The 13,699-nt window shown below is 43.9% G+C and carries 14 protein-coding genes; 8 read left to right on the plus strand and 6 right to left on the minus strand.

Annotated features, from left to right (window positions below):
* On the plus strand, window positions 1-373 hold a 373-nt coding region (locus GJS45_RS23870), incomplete at its 5' end, for a hypothetical protein (RefSeq protein WP_235954916.1).
* A 301-nt stretch (window positions 374-674) separates the two neighbouring features.
* Here GJS45_RS23870 and GJS45_RS21565 read toward each other — a convergent pair.
* Window positions 675-1,616, minus strand: a complete 942-nt coding sequence (locus GJS45_RS21565) for a 3-keto-disaccharide hydrolase (protein WP_162343963.1) — start codon at window positions 1,614-1,616, stop codon at window positions 675-677.
* 91 nt (window positions 1,617-1,707) lie between these two features.
* Entirely contained in the window at window positions 1,708-2,283 is a 576-nt protein-coding gene (locus GJS45_RS21570; RefSeq protein ID WP_162343964.1) for a hypothetical protein, read from the minus strand.
* A 222-nt stretch (window positions 2,284-2,505) separates the two neighbouring features.
* Between GJS45_RS21570 and hisH the strand changes: the two genes are divergently transcribed.
* From hisH to GJS45_RS21605, 7 genes are all read left to right on the plus strand, one after another.
* Complete coding sequence (gene hisH / locus GJS45_RS21575; RefSeq protein ID WP_162343965.1) at window positions 2,506-3,090, plus strand: imidazole glycerol phosphate synthase subunit HisH; 585 nt, start codon at window positions 2,506-2,508, stop codon at window positions 3,088-3,090.
* Window positions 3,090-3,812 (plus strand): 1-(5-phosphoribosyl)-5-[(5-phosphoribosylamino)methylideneamino]imidazole-4-carboxamide isomerase, encoded by a 723-nt coding sequence (gene hisA / locus GJS45_RS21580; protein ID WP_162343966.1) that lies wholly within the window; start codon window positions 3,090-3,092, stop codon window positions 3,810-3,812. Before hisH ends, hisA begins: the two co-directional genes overlap by 1 nt.
* 1 nt (window position 3,813) lies before the next feature.
* Window positions 3,814-4,569: an imidazole glycerol phosphate synthase subunit HisF gene (hisF, locus tag GJS45_RS21585; protein ID WP_162343967.1), complete on the plus strand. Its 756-nt coding sequence runs from the start codon at window positions 3,814-3,816 to the stop codon at window positions 4,567-4,569.
* Between the two features lie 55 nt (window positions 4,570-4,624).
* Entirely contained in the window at window positions 4,625-5,230 is a 606-nt protein-coding gene (gene hisIE, locus GJS45_RS21590; RefSeq protein WP_162343968.1) for a bifunctional phosphoribosyl-AMP cyclohydrolase/phosphoribosyl-ATP diphosphatase HisIE, read from the plus strand.
* A 5-nt stretch (window positions 5,231-5,235) separates the two neighbouring features.
* A complete protein-coding gene (locus GJS45_RS21595; RefSeq protein WP_162343969.1) occupies window positions 5,236-5,646 on the plus strand; it encodes a gamma-glutamylcyclotransferase family protein in 411 nt (136 codons plus the stop codon).
* Window positions 5,647-5,732: 86 nt separating this feature from the next.
* Entirely contained in the window at window positions 5,733-6,269 is a 537-nt protein-coding gene (locus tag GJS45_RS21600; protein WP_162343970.1) for an SRPBCC family protein, read from the plus strand.
* A 217-nt stretch (window positions 6,270-6,486) separates the two neighbouring features.
* Window positions 6,487-6,996, plus strand: a complete 510-nt coding sequence (locus tag GJS45_RS21605) for a fasciclin domain-containing protein (protein ID WP_162343971.1) — start codon at window positions 6,487-6,489, stop codon at window positions 6,994-6,996.
* A gap of 10 nt (window positions 6,997-7,006) precedes the next feature.
* On the opposite strand, the gene GJS45_RS21610 is transcribed toward GJS45_RS21605, so the two are convergent.
* The 4 genes from GJS45_RS21610 to GJS45_RS21625 form a co-directional block, all read right to left on the minus strand.
* Window positions 7,007-7,762, minus strand: coding sequence for a 2-phosphosulfolactate phosphatase (locus GJS45_RS21610; protein ID WP_162343972.1), 756 nt, complete (start codon window positions 7,760-7,762; stop codon window positions 7,007-7,009).
* Window positions 7,759-8,853 carry a glycine cleavage system aminomethyltransferase GcvT gene (gcvT, locus tag GJS45_RS21615; protein WP_162343973.1) on the minus strand — a complete coding sequence of 365 codons (1,095 nt, stop codon included), beginning with the start codon at window positions 8,851-8,853 and terminating at the stop codon, window positions 7,759-7,761. The genes GJS45_RS21610 and gcvT overlap by 4 nt, the downstream gene beginning before the upstream one ends.
* Window positions 8,854-9,043: 190 nt before the next feature.
* On the minus strand, window positions 9,044-10,426 hold the full coding sequence (locus GJS45_RS21620; protein ID WP_162343974.1) for a RagB/SusD family nutrient uptake outer membrane protein: 1,383 nt from the start codon (window positions 10,424-10,426) through the stop codon (window positions 9,044-9,046).
* A 12-nt stretch (window positions 10,427-10,438) separates the two neighbouring features.
* The gene (locus GJS45_RS21625) at window positions 10,439-13,507 is read right to left on the minus strand and encodes a SusC/RagA family TonB-linked outer membrane protein (RefSeq protein WP_162343975.1); all 3,069 of its coding nucleotides are present in this window, start codon (window positions 13,505-13,507) and stop codon (window positions 10,439-10,441) included.
* Between the last annotated feature and the right edge of the window lie 192 nt (window positions 13,508-13,699).

The raw sequence follows: 13,699 nt of genomic DNA on the forward strand, positions 1-13,699 counted from the left end.
ACCTGAGGAAAATTGTCTTTTATTAAAAGGGGCTTCCCATCCCGATCCGCGGCGGATAAGCCCTGCAGCGCCGATGGTACTGGTGCGCCGCGGCGCACGGGAGAGTAGAGCCTGTCCCGACTCGTCGGGATCGCCGCCTCATTTATTCAAAAGCCCTTTGGTTTATTCCACAAGGGCTTTTTTTATGCCCAAAGCTGCAGAAATGTTCACCACAGATTACTCGGATCCGCACAGATATTTTGAGGCTCAAAAAACTTATATATTCTTATATAACTTACATGGTTCTTTTTTTAACCATATAAGGGCATTGAAGGGGTCAGGAAAATTCTTATATGCTCTTATATGCCTGATATGGTTCCTTGTTTATTGCTGAAGAAAGTGTGCACCACAGATACCACCGATCCGCACAGATAGTTTAAGGATCAGGGAGCGCCTAATATGTTCTTAAGTACCTTATATGGATTTCTTTTTTTTAACCATATAAGGGATATAAGGACATTGAAGGGGGGTAGGGAAAATCTTATATGCTCTTAAGTACCTTATATGGATTTCTTTTTTTTAGCCATATAAGGGAATATAAGTAGAGGCATCCGGTAGAAACGGATGCCCCTGCGTGGTAAAAAAAGCCCCAGGGCGTTTACCGAGGGGCTTGTTAATGAGTAAGGGATTGCAACTTATCTGGCAGGCGTAACTTCTACTTTTCGAAATTCAATCGCTCCATGATCTCCCTGAAGCATTAGTGGTCCCGGCTGGCCTTCGTTACTGTCTAGAGCATCTCCGGTAATCCCCGGAATAATCTGATCACAAATGATTTCCTTACCGTTTGCAATGATGGTTACTCGTCGCCCTATCAGTGTAATGTCAAACGTCTGCCAAACCCCCGGGGATTTAACCACCATTTCGTTGGGAGTTAAAAACCCATATACACCTCCAAAATAGATGGAAGAGGGAGGGGTGCCTTTGTTATCCTCAATTTGCACTTCGTAACGACCTCTCAGGTAAACCCCACTGTTACTACCCTCGGGATAGCGAAACTCAACATGGAGTTTGAAGTCTTCAAATTTCTGATCTGAAATGAGATTCGCTCCGGCTTCTTTGCTGGTCAGTACTCCATTAATTACTTCCCATTGGTTTGGAGCATTATCGGCATGCCATCCATCCAGATTTGTCCCATTAAATAATTCAATGGTCTTTCCCCATTTTGGTGTGGCATCTTTCAGTAGTAATGGTGCTTTTACAGCTGTAAAGGAGTGGGTTTTACCCATGCTGCTGACGATGCTTCCGGAAAGGCGCTCCCCTTCCAGGTTCCCTTCAAATACCATATCAAGGTCAGAATCATCCCACTGGGGCGGAATGGCAAAATGTACTTTTCCCTGATCGAAATGAACCTGAGAAATGGGCCTTGCACTTCCATTGTGGGCCACAAAATAGCCTACGAGTGTACGGAGACCTGAAAGTTTGACCTCCAGCCAGGAAGGCACTTCCTTTCCATCCATCGTAACTGTGATGTCCCAGCGTCCGAGTAGGTCTTCCTGCTCCTGAGCTTTTAGATTAGGGCTTGCTAGCAGGGAGCAAAAAATAAAAAACACTCCTAATTGGATTTGAAATTTTTTCATATGTTGATATTTGATGGTTAATAATTTTATAAAATTACTGGTTTTTTACTTGCTAATAAAGAGTAGGTACAAATAATGCCCTGATACCTGTTCAGGGAGTAAGGAAAAGAAGCTGAAGTCCACAAATCAATCCCAGAAATGCTCCCCAAATCAATTCTCCAGATCGATGTCTGCCCAGTTGCCAACGGGACCAGGCAATAAGCGGGAGTAGGGTAAAAAGGAAAATGGCCAACCCCAAATTAAGCGGAGAAATAGCGACTGAAATATAGGCAGCGATGGCCAGGTGCAGTGATACTTTAATACGGAAATTGAGCAAAAAGCCAAGGAATATCAGTTGCAGTAGGATCGTACCGCCGGTGAGGATCTCTTCGGGTAGCTTGCTGGCCCATAAAAATAGGGTAATGACCGTAGCTAAAAACAACATCCAGCGGTAAAGGGAATACCTTTGCCGTCGGATAGAAACATCAAAATTGCTGTAGTATCCTTTTCGGGTATGGTATGCGTTCCAGATAATTAAAGGGAAAATCCCAAGGAAGAGGATTCCCGTTAGGGTCCAGATCGCCTTTACAGGTTCGAGTATGGAGAAAAGGGTATACCCTAAAAAGGCCACCAGCAGGCTGATGGGATGGGCAATTCGGGAAATATACAGTGCCAGTCGGTATCTCAATGGATGGGGTAGTCAGTGGCGTAAATTTCCGGTATTATTTTCACTATTGATATCCTATTTCGGATTATTTCCTTTTAATACCAAGCGGTTCAAATAAAGGCGATAAAATCCTTACACCGATAGCCAGCCAAAATTTCCCGATAAGCTTTCCCTCTACGGGTAAAAGGGTTAATTTAGCGGATTCTAAAAAAACACCAGGTAATCCGTAAAGGAACGATAGAAATGGATGTAGCAGTGATCAAATACAATGCAGGTAATGTGCAGTCGGTATTGTATGCCATGGAGCGGCTGGGAGCCAATGCAATACTCACGGATGATTGGGAAACGATTAAGAAATCAGATAAAGTTATTTTTCCCGGACAGGGTGAGGCAAGCACTGCCATGAAATACCTAAAAGAAAGAAAGTTGGATCAGCTTATCAGCAGCCTGGATCAACCTTTTTTTGGGATTTGTCTGGGGTTGCAGTTACTATGTGAACATTCGGAGGAATACGATACCACCTGTCTGGGGGTGTTTCCGATCCGCGTCAAAAAATTTCCACCCAATGAAAAAGTCCCCCACATTGGATGGAATAACCTTCAGCAGTTAAAGTCTCCCCTGTTGGAGGGGTTAACGGATTCGTCCTATGTGTATTATGTACATAGTTACTATGCAGAAGTAGATCCCAGGTATACCATTGCCACCACTCATTACATGCATGATTTTTCCGCCTTACTTCACAAGGATAATTATTATGCCATGCAGGCGCATCCTGAGAAAAGTAGCGAGGTGGGGGAAACTATTCTAACCAATTTTCTGAATTTATAATGGAAATTATTCCAGCAATTGATATCATAGACGGGAAGTGTGTTCGCCTCACGCAGGGGGATTATGCCCGCAAAAAAGAGTACGCCTCCGATCCGGTTGAAGTGGCCAAAAAATTTGAGGAGGCAGGAATTCGCCGGTTGCACCTGGTGGATCTGGACGGCGCGAAGCAAAAAAAAATAGTCAATAAGGAGGTCTTGGAGGGCATCTGTAACGCCACTTCATTGCAGGTGGATTTCGGTGGCGGCATTCAGTCTGATGAAGATTTGGAAATGGCCTTTCGCTTGGGAGCCAAACAGGTGACGGGAGGAAGCATTGCAGTGAAAAATCCAACGTTATTTACGAATTGGTTACACATCCATGGAGGCGAGCGGTTGATTTTGGGAGCAGATGCCAAAAATAGAAAAATAGCCATTTCCGGATGGCAGGAGACTACCGCCATGGATTTAATGGGTTTCATCCGCGAATACGCCAAAAAAGGTGTAAAATACGTCATTTGTACAGATGTGGCGAAAGATGGCCTGCTACAGGGACCATCTCTTGAATTATACCAAGAAATCATGGAGGAAATTCCGGAAATAGAACTTATTGCCAGTGGGGGAGTGGCCTCGGTAAAGGATTTAGAGGATTTAGAGGAGGCCGGAGTCTACGGTGTCATTGTGGGTAAGGCTTTTTACGAAGGTAAAATTAGTTTATCCGAACTCAGGACATTTATAAGAAATTAATATGTTGACCAAAAGAATCATACCCTGCCTGGATGTCATGAATGGCCGTACCGTTAAAGGGGTCAATTTTGTTCAACTTAGAGATGCGGGAGATCCGGTGGAGCTGGGCAGCATCTATGCACAAGAAGGAGCCGATGAGTTGGTATATCTGGATATAACGGCCACCGTAGAGAAGAGAAAAACCCTGGTGGACCTTGTGACCAGGGTGGCGAAAACGGTCAATATACCGTTTACCGTAGGGGGAGGAATTTCCAACGTGGATGATGTCAAAGCCCTACTTAACGCAGGAGCTGATAAGATCAGTATCAATTCTGCCGCAGTGAAAAACCCCAAAGCGGTGGACGAGATGGCCAGGGAATTTGGCAGTCAGTGTATCGTAGTAGCAATTGATACGAAAAATATTGACGGAATTGATTTCGTGCATACGCATGGCGGAAGAAAGCCCACGGTTTTGCAGACCCGGGAATGGGCCAAAGAAGTTACCGACAGGGGTGCGGGGGAAATTTTACTGACTTCTATGGATCATGATGGTGTCAAAAATGGGTTTGCCAATGAGATTACAGCAGACTTATCTTCCTTACTTGCGATTCCCATCATTGCTTCCGGGGGAGCGGGAAAAATGGAACATTTTAAAGAAGTATTTACGGCAGGAAAAGCAGATGCAGCTCTTGCGGCCAGTATTTTTCATTTTAAGGAAATCTCCATTCCTGAATTAAAGAGGTACCTGGAAAACGAGGGGCTGAGTATAAGAAAGTAGTCTATGTATATTCAGAATAATCTAATAAATGGGAGTTGGGATAAAAAATAAGCCAATGGATACGTTAGCAGTAGATTTTGATAAAGTGAATGGGTTGGTACCTGCCATCGTGCAGGATGAAAACTCGAAGGAGGTGCTTATGCTGGGATACATGAATCAAGAGGCGCTGGACCATTCCCTGGAAAGCGGAAAGGTAACCTTCTTCAGCCGGACCAAGCAAAGGCTTTGGACCAAAGGAGAAACCTCCGGAAACTTTTTATTGATTCGTAAAATTGAACTCGACTGTGATAAAGATACCCTGCTGATACAGGCAAGCCCTCAGGGTCCGGTGTGCCACAAGGGGGACGATACCTGTTTTGCTCATCAAAATCAAAGCAAATCCTTTTTTATCGACGAGTTGCGGAAAGTAATAAAAGACCGGAAAAACAATCCGTCCAACAAATCCTATACGGCTTCCTTGTTTGCATCTGGAATCAATAAAGTAGCACAAAAAGTTGGTGAAGAAGCGGTGGAGATTGTTATAGAAGCCAAAGATGATAACAAAGAGCTGTTTTTAGGCGAAGCTGCCGACCTATTGTTTCATTACCTGGTATTGCTGGAAGCGAAGGGTTATGAACTGGACGAAGTAATGGAAGTACTGATCAGCAGGCACCAAAAATAACTAGCATGGCTGCTCCCGCAACCTTGTTTGTATATGGCACACTTAGAAAGGGATTTGACCATCCCATGTCTAAAATTCTGGCTGATTCAGCCAAGTACATGGGAAAAGGAACCTTTCAGGGAATACTATTTGACAGAGGACCTTATCCCGCAGCGGTAGTCTCCAACGACAAAGACTGCCTGGTTCATGGTGATGTTTATAAGCTACAAAAGCCAATCAAGGTGCTGGAACTAATGGATGAATACGAAGGAGTAGGAGAGCTACTGGAAACGGGCGTTACTTTTGAAAGGAAGCAAGTAAAAATTCAGCTGGAGGACGGTTCGAAACGGTTGGCCTGGGTTTATTTGCATTGCGGATATACGGATCATTTCATTCCTATTGAAGGTGGAGATTATTTACACTTCAAAAAATCGTGATTTTTTTGAAACGGAAGGTAAAAATCTCATTATTTTATTGACTTTCAGGTGTTTGTAGCGTATTTTAACTGAAAAATTCGGGCTCAATGAAAATAGTTAAGATTATTCTAATTGTTCTGCTGGCAGTGATCGCCATTCCATTGGTATTAGCCTTGATTGTTCCGAAGGAGTATTCTGTGGAGCGAGAGGTGCTTATTGATAAGCCCCGACAGGAAGTCTATGACTACATTAAGTATCTGAAACACCAGGATAATTTTTCCTCCTGGTCTCAAATGGATCCGGAAATGAAGAAAACCTTTTCCGGAACGGACGGGCAGGTCGGCTTTGTATCTGCATGGGAAAGCGAAAACCCAGATGTAGGAGTGGGGGAACAAGAAATTATTGATATGGAAGAAGGTCGCAGGATAGAATATGCCCTCCGTTTTAAAGAACCTTTTGAAGCGTCAGATAAAGCTTATTTTCAATTGGAGTCTGTTGATGCAGATCAGACTAAAGTAGTTTGGGGATTTGAAGGTTACATGGCTTATCCTATGAATAGCATGTTGTTGGTAATGGATATGGAAAGCCTGATCGGAAACGATTTTTCGGAGGGTCTCGACCGGCTAAAAGCCATTTTGGAGTAAGACTCAATCGTTAAACAACTTGTTTCTGTTATATTTTTTGATCCTAAATTTATTTTTTATTTAAAAAAGTTAGTTTATTGGATTGAATGTTGGTATGTGGTGTATCAACTCCATTATTGTGTTTATCAAATTTTTTATTTCATTTTTCCTTTAAACTATTTCAAACAATTTGGTTTGGTACGGGTTCCTCTACCATAAACTACTAAATCAACACACCATGAAAAAATTAATGAGTATTTTCCTAATGGCCACTTTTATTGTGGTCAGTTCATTTGCTAACGATGACAAAAAAGATCCGATCCCGGCTGTGGCAGATAAGGATATTGTGGACTTAGCAGCCGGAACAGATTTCTTGTCTACTCTGGTGGCTGCTGTTAAAGCCGGAGGTCTGGTAGACGTGTTGAAAGGCGATGGCCCTTTTACCGTTTTCGCGCCTACTGACGAAGCGTTTGCTAACTTACCTGAAGGTACGTTGGAAAGTTTGTTGAAGCCTGAAAACAAAGATCAGCTGGTAAAAATCCTTACCTATCACGTTGTTCCAGGTTCTATCAAATCTTCGGATTTGAAAAATGGGATGGAAGTAGAAACGGTCCAGGGTCAAAAAGTCAAGGTAATGTTGGCAGATGGAAAAGCCATGATTAATGATGCAACCGTCACTGCGGCGGATATTGAAGCAACCAATGGAATGGTTCACGTCATTGATACGGTTATTCTTCCGGAAATGTAAATTTAGAATCTTATAAATTGAGGCTGTTCCTTTGATGGGACAGCCTTTTTTTATTGTTTCTGCCAGGTTTCACTTTCAGGTAACCCTTATCCAGGTAGATTACGGAATGATAAGTATTCAAATTCAGGCAAAAATCAATGTCTTTTTCTAATTGGTGATTTTGCAGCCTTTTGGTATGGGATGCTTTTTGTAAAAAACCGGTCAAATCCTGCTTCGCTTTTTGAAAAAGTGCTTCCATGGCCAGGGTGGCATCGCAATCGTGCTTCCAGCCCAATTCCAGCGAAAGAGCCCCTGCAAAAAGGGAGTCTTCAAGATTAAATCTGCCTTTCCAACCTGCGCAGAGGACCAGAACGTCATTGGTGGTACTTTTTAAATAATCTACCGTAGCTTGCAGGTTCAGGAAAGCACCGATAAGAATTTCATTGCAGTCACTTTCAGCCAGAGAAATGGCCCTCGTACCGTTGGTAGTGGTCATGGCTAGTTTTTTTCCGGCGAAGGCATTATCAAGAAAAGAAAGTGGGCTGTTCCCCAGATCAAACCCTTCCGCTTGCTTTCCATCTCGTTCTCCAGCAATTAGCCAATCCTGGTCTTTGTAGTTTCGGCATTCATCCAGCTCTTTTAGGGGTTTGATACACTGTATCCCATTTGAAAGGGCAGTGACCATGGTAGAGCTTGCCCTGAAAATATCTACCACCACTACTGTTTTTCCCTCTAAATCATGAAGGTGTATCAGGTCAGGACTGATGCAGGTTTCTATTTTCTTCATTTTGCAAGTAACGGGAATTTTTTAACGGTGGCTTTAATTCGTTTTCTACGAACTTCAATTTCAACCGGTGTTCCCGGTTTGGAATAGGCCATGTCTACATACCCCATTCCTATACCCATGCCCATACTAGGAGAAAGACTTCCCGAAGTTACCACTCCTACTGCATCAGCATCTGAATTTAAAATCGAATATCCAGACCGGGGGATACCCTTTTCCGAAAGGATGAACCCGACCAACTTTCTGTTGACTCCCTCCAGCTTTTGCTTTTTAAGTGCCTCGTGGTTAATAAAATCTTTGGTGAATTTGGTGATCCACCCCAATCCGGCTTCTATGGGCGAGGTCTCGTCCGTAATGTCATTTCCATAAAGGCAGAAACCCATCTCCAGGCGAAGGGTATCCCTCGCTCCAAGCCCGATGGGTTGGATTCCCAAGTGCTTTCCAGTTTCAAAAATCGCTTGCCAGACCTTATGGGCATCCTTGTTTTTTACGTATAATTCAAAGCCTCCTGCCCCGGTATAGCCGGTAGCAGATAGGATTACATCTTCAGCTCCCGCAAATTGACCGGTTTGGAAATGATAAAACGGCAAGTCGGCAAGAGGAATGGATGTGAGCGGCTGCAGGGCCTCAGTAGCTTTAGGACCTTGCACCGCAAATAGGGAATAGTCATCCGAGCCATCTTCCATGATGGCTCCCATGGTATTGTGTTTTTGGATCCAATCCCAATCTTTACTGATGTTGGAAGCATTGACGACCAGCATGTAGCTGGTTTCATCCAGTTTATAAACCAACAGGTCATCCACTATTCCTCCGGTTTCGTTGGGAAGGCAGGAATATTGTGCCTGCCCGATGGAAAGTTTGGAAGCATCGTTAGAGGTAACTTTCTGGATCAAGTCCAGTGCATTCGGTCCCTTAATGAAAAATTCACCCATATGCGAAACATCAAATACGCCGACATTTTCTCTTACCGCCAGGTGTTCGGCAATATCAGAATGGTACCTTACCGGCATGTAAAATCCGGCGAAAGGAATCATTTTCGCACCCAATGATTCATGGATATCATGTAACGTAATCTTTTTTATCAATTCGGACATTAGTTGGCGATTTGGAAAGCCTAAAGGTAAGCAAAGTCCGGAGTTTTTCAGAAACAGGATACAAAAAAAGACCACTTCCCTAGGAGAGTGGCCTTTACTGGTTTTATTGTGAAAATACCCTGGAACGAATTATCCTCAGGTTACTTCCAGCGGGCATGAACCCGTATCCTAATTTGTCTTTTGCAGAGACTTATCCTCCATAACCTGGGTTTTGAACCAATTCAGGATTGGCATCCATTTCCCTTTGAGGAACTGGGAGCACCATTCTGGGGTCATCGTAGCTGTATTGCAAGGAACTGGTATTGTTGTCCTGTATTTCTCCACGAGTTCTTTTTATGTCATGGATAAAGTGTCCCTCATGAGCCAATTCCAGTTTTCGCTCCAGCAGGATAGCTTCCAGGCTCAGACTGGATTTAGGAGTTAAACTCACCCGGGTTCGAATCCGATTAATGTCCTCAAGTGGCGTGGCCCCAATAGCGGTCCCTTCGCGGAAATTTGCTTCTGCTCTGGTGAGGTACATTTCGGCCAGGCGAATTACTTTTACGTTGCGGAATTGGTCTCTCCATTTATCGGTACGTCTTTCGCCCGCTCTGACGACAAACTGTTCCAGCCTTTCATCTTCTTCCTCGTATTGATTGATGTGTGCGTCCAAAATGGTGATATCGCCATCCCTGCCACCAAAATCCGGTGTGGAATAAAACAGGTGCATGTTATTTTCCGGATCCTGGGCATTCACCTGAATGGTAAATAAATCTTCCTGCGTATCCGCCTCATTATTAAATGCTTCCATGTAGTTATTCACCAAACTTTTTCCATTTTCCGTCGCTTTGGTGATGGCCCGATCGGCTGCATCTCTGGCATCACCAAAGCGTTCCATCTGTAAGTAAACTCTTGAGAGTAGTGCAGAAGCTACATAGTTTCGGGCAAAAAAGCCATTACTCTCAGGGAGAAGTTCTTCCGCGGTAGTCAAATCATTCAACACTTGTTGATACACCTCCTCTACGGTATTTCGGGGCACCAGGTCCTCTTCGGTCACTTCTCTGGTTGGATTCATTACCAGCGGTACTGCAAGGTTTGTATCGGTATTACCTGCTGTATAGGGAAGTCCGTAAAGTTTAGCTAATTCAAAATAAATAGCCCCTCTGATAAATAAGGCTTCCCCTTGTATCCTGTCCCGGTCTTCCTCATTCACCAGGTTTATAACCTCCAAGATATTATTGACGGTATTAATGGCACCGTATGCCCGAAGCCAGGTGTCGGTGACGAATGAATTGTTGGTGAAAATGCTCTTGTTGTAAACCTCTCTGGGTTGATTAAAAGTACCCTCCCATCGTATTTCATTGTTTGCACCAAGCATTTCTGCGTAGAGGATCGTTCTTCCTCCCCAAAGGTCCTCATTTCTAAGGTCTGCGTAGGCCCCTATCAAAACACGCTTGATATTAGCATCGCTATTCAGGGCAATTTCCTGATCCACACTTTGAGCAGGTTTCAGATCTAACTGATCCGTACATGAACTGATTATTCCGATTGCGCTTACGATAAACGAAAGCTGTAATATATAGTTAAATTTCATTGTTCTCCGTTATTAAAATCCTACATTAAGGCCTAAAGAAAACGTTTTGGCTTGCGGGGCAGAATAAAAATCATTTCCCTGGAAAACGTTCGAATCTGAAGTAGTGCTTCCCAAATAATCCGCGTTTACCTCCGGATCCCAGCCCATATAGTCAGTAAAGGTTAACAGGTTTTGTGCCATCAAAAAGATCCGGGCACTATTGATATTCATTTTCTCTATCAAATTGGAGGGAAGGTTGTAGCCCAGGGAAAGCGTTTTCAAGCGGACATAGCTTCCGTCTGAAATATATCGGCTGGAAGCATTACAGCCATTGCATTCACCAAGCCGGGCTTGCGGTATATTGGTGATGTCTCCGGGATTCTGCCACCGGTCGAATTGGATGGCGGTACTATTGTCAAACCAATCGCCATTGGCGGCATAAAAACCGCCGCCCCCTTCGTAGATATCGTTTCCAAATACCCCCTGAAAGAGAAACGAAAGTTGGATATTTTTATAGGTAATATCATTGGTGATGCCCGCAATAAAATCAGGGTTAGGATCTCCAACAACCATTCTGGGTGCTTCATTGAAATCGTTCGTTGTTTCAGTCAGTTCCTCATTGTTGTAATAAAGCGCGTCGCCATTCGCTGGATCTACGCCAGCATACCGAGCTCCGTAAAATACCCCGATCGATTCCCCAATAAATATTCCATTTAAGAACCGGGAAGAGGAGGGAGGGATGGAATTTTGTCCCTCAGAAAGTTCACGGACCCGATTGATATTTCGCGCAAAATTAAGGGAGGTATTCCAGCTGAAGTTTTGATCGGCATAATTTGCGGAATTCAATACTACTTCAAATCCGTAATTTTGCATTTTCCCGATATTTTGTCTTTGAGTTGCGAATCCGGTAGTGCCAGGAATCGGAACTAAAAGCAATAAATCACTGGTTTGCTTATCGTAGAAGTCTAATTCGCCTGTTAATCGATCGTTAAACAAACCAAATTCAATTCCGACGTTAAATTGCGCGGTGGTTTCCCAGGTTAGGTTTGGATTTGGAATCTGGGTAGGTTGCAGACCGGGTTGCAATCCGTAGGATACCGGACCGAAGAGGCCCAGGTGATCGAAGTTGCCGATTTCGGCATTTCCGGTTAACCCATACGAAGTTCGTAATTTCAGTAGACTGAGTCCTTCCTTCCCTTTCAAAAACTCCTCCTCCGTTAGGATCCAGCCGAGGGATCCAGCAGGAAAGAATCCGTATTGATTGTTTTCTCCAAATCGGGAGGAGGCATCGTAACGGGCACTAAGTGTCATCAGGTAGCGATTGTCCAGCTTGTAATTGATCCTGGAGAAATAGGATAGAAATGTAAAGTTGGTGAAAGTAGAGGTGCCTTCCACAATTTCTGCAGCCGATTCAAGGGTTTTTAGCTCATCCAAGGGAAATTCCTGTCCATCCACCCGGGTGTAGTCCTCTTCGGATTTTTGAAAAGACATTCCCGCTACGGCTTCAATTTGATGCCTTTCTTCAAAGGTATTGGAATAGGTGAAGTAGTTATTGGTGTTGTAATTGAAAATTCTCACCCACCGGGAAGTACCAAAACCATTGGTACCCTGCCCTGTGATGGTACGGGATCCAAAAAAACGATCGTCGTTTTGATTGATGATATCTACCGCAAAATCAGACCGGAACTTCAAATTTTCAGAAAAAGAATATTCTCCGAAAATGTTATTAATATTCCGATAACTCGTAGATAGCCAGTTGGCATTTTCTGAGTCGATCAGGTTATTATAGTAGGTGGTGGTGGGGCGGTCGTAAAGGGCTCCGTTTTCATCCCGTATGGGGGTAATGGGCGCGAGTGCTACCAGTTGAATGGGATTATTGAACTGGTTATCCTCCGGTAATCGGGTAGTTTCGGTTCTGGCCAAACTGAAATTCGCTCCTATGGTGAAACGATCCGATATTTTATGATCCAGGTTTAGCCTGCCGGAAATACGCTCAAATTTATTCCGGATCATGATGCCATCTTGTTTGTCATAGGAGGTGGAAAAGTAAAACCGGGTAGACTCGTTGCCGCCATTTGCGGAAAAGTTCACATTGGTAGTCCCGGCATCCGGGTTGAAAGCCTGTTCCTGCCAATTTGTATTCACCGTCCCATCCCGCCAATCGGTATGTCCCGCATAGCGATCCAGGCGATTTTCTACAAATTCAAGATCCGAATCCGCGTAATCGTCCGGATTGTTAATGGGATCCAAACCATTTGCAAGATCGTTGTTGTATCCGGATTCCCGCATCAGTTCCACGTATTGAGACGCATTTAGAAATTCATTTTTCCGGGTAGGACTACTTACCCCTCGCTGAATCCCCACGTTAAATTTGGTCTTACCAGCGGTACCACTTTTGGTGGTTATCAACACCACTCCATTGGAAGCCCTGGCTCCATAGATCGCTGCAGCAGAGGCATCTTTCAACACTTCAAAGGATTCGATGTCGTTGAAATTAATGTCGGCCATTGGATTGCTTTTTCCGATCGTTCCAGCGGAGGTGACCGGAATCCCATCAATGACGTAAAGCGGTTCATTTCCGCCAGAAATGGACGTGGTACCTCGCACTCTTATTTTGACTCCTTCTCCTACCTTACCACTTGAGGATTCCACAAATACTCCGGACATTCTGCCCTGGATGGCTTCCTGAAAGGTAGGTACCGGAACATTCGCAATCTCCGAGCCTTTTAAAGAGGCGACGTTGCCCGTCAAATCTCCGCGGGTAACGCTTCCATAGCCGACGACCACTACTTCTCCCAGCGTTTTGGCATCCGGTAGCAGGGTGATGTCTATCGTGCTTTGGTTTCCTACCGCCACTTCCTGGTTTAAAAAGCCAATGTAGGAGAATACCAGGGTTTCTTCATTGGCGACATTGATGGAATAACTTCCGTCTATGTCAGTTACTGTTCCCCGGTTTGTTCCTTGAACGCGGACATTTACCCCTGGTAAGGTCATGTTATCCTCACCGGAAATAACCGTGCCCGAAATGGTTTTATTTTGGGACCACCCTGCCATTGGCAAAGCCAATAAGAGTGTCACCAAAAAGAGTACACTTTTTTTCATACTATTAATAGATTAGGTTTTTTAACACTTTTAGGCCAGTTTGGGTGAACTGCTCACAAACACAGAATAATCAGCTGTTGTAATTAATTGCCAAACAGTAAATTGGCATGTGATTAATGTGCAAAGTTAAATTAAAATTGTCAAATAAATAAATCAGGTGTTATTTGCTTACTGTTTTACAAAAAAATAATC

The sequence above is a fragment of the Cyclobacterium salsum genome, from assembly GCF_010119245.1.
In the GTDB taxonomy this organism is placed as follows: Bacteria; Bacteroidota; Bacteroidia; order Cytophagales; family Cyclobacteriaceae; genus Cyclobacterium; species Cyclobacterium salsum.

Coding starts and splice junctions, on each gene's coding strand:
- GJS45_RS21565 (WP_162343963.1), bottom strand. CDS start 1,616: ATGAAAAAATTTCAAATCCAATTAGGAGTGTTTTTTATTTTTTGCTCC.
- hisH (WP_162343965.1), top strand. CDS start 2,506: ATGGATGTAGCAGTGATCAAATACAATGCAGGTAATGTGCAGTCGGTA.
- hisA (WP_162343966.1), top strand. CDS start 3,090: ATGGAAATTATTCCAGCAATTGATATCATAGACGGGAAGTGTGTTCGC.
- hisF (WP_162343967.1), top strand. CDS start 3,814: ATGTTGACCAAAAGAATCATACCCTGCCTGGATGTCATGAATGGCCGT.
- hisIE (WP_162343968.1), top strand. CDS start 4,625: ATGGATACGTTAGCAGTAGATTTTGATAAAGTGAATGGGTTGGTACCT.
- GJS45_RS21595 (WP_162343969.1), top strand. CDS start 5,236: ATGGCTGCTCCCGCAACCTTGTTTGTATATGGCACACTTAGAAAGGGA.
- GJS45_RS21600 (WP_162343970.1), top strand. CDS start 5,733: ATGAAAATAGTTAAGATTATTCTAATTGTTCTGCTGGCAGTGATCGCC.
- GJS45_RS21605 (WP_162343971.1), top strand. CDS start 6,487: ATGAAAAAATTAATGAGTATTTTCCTAATGGCCACTTTTATTGTGGTC.
- GJS45_RS21610 (WP_162343972.1), bottom strand. CDS start 7,762: ATGAAGAAAATAGAAACCTGCATCAGTCCTGACCTGATACACCTTCAT.
- gcvT (WP_162343973.1), bottom strand. CDS start 8,853: ATGTCCGAATTGATAAAAAAGATTACGTTACATGATATCCATGAATCA.
- GJS45_RS21620 (WP_162343974.1), bottom strand. CDS start 10,426: ATGAAATTTAACTATATATTACAGCTTTCGTTTATCGTAAGCGCAATC.
- GJS45_RS21625 (WP_162343975.1), bottom strand. CDS start 13,507: ATGAAAAAAAGTGTACTCTTTTTGGTGACACTCTTATTGGCTTTGCCA.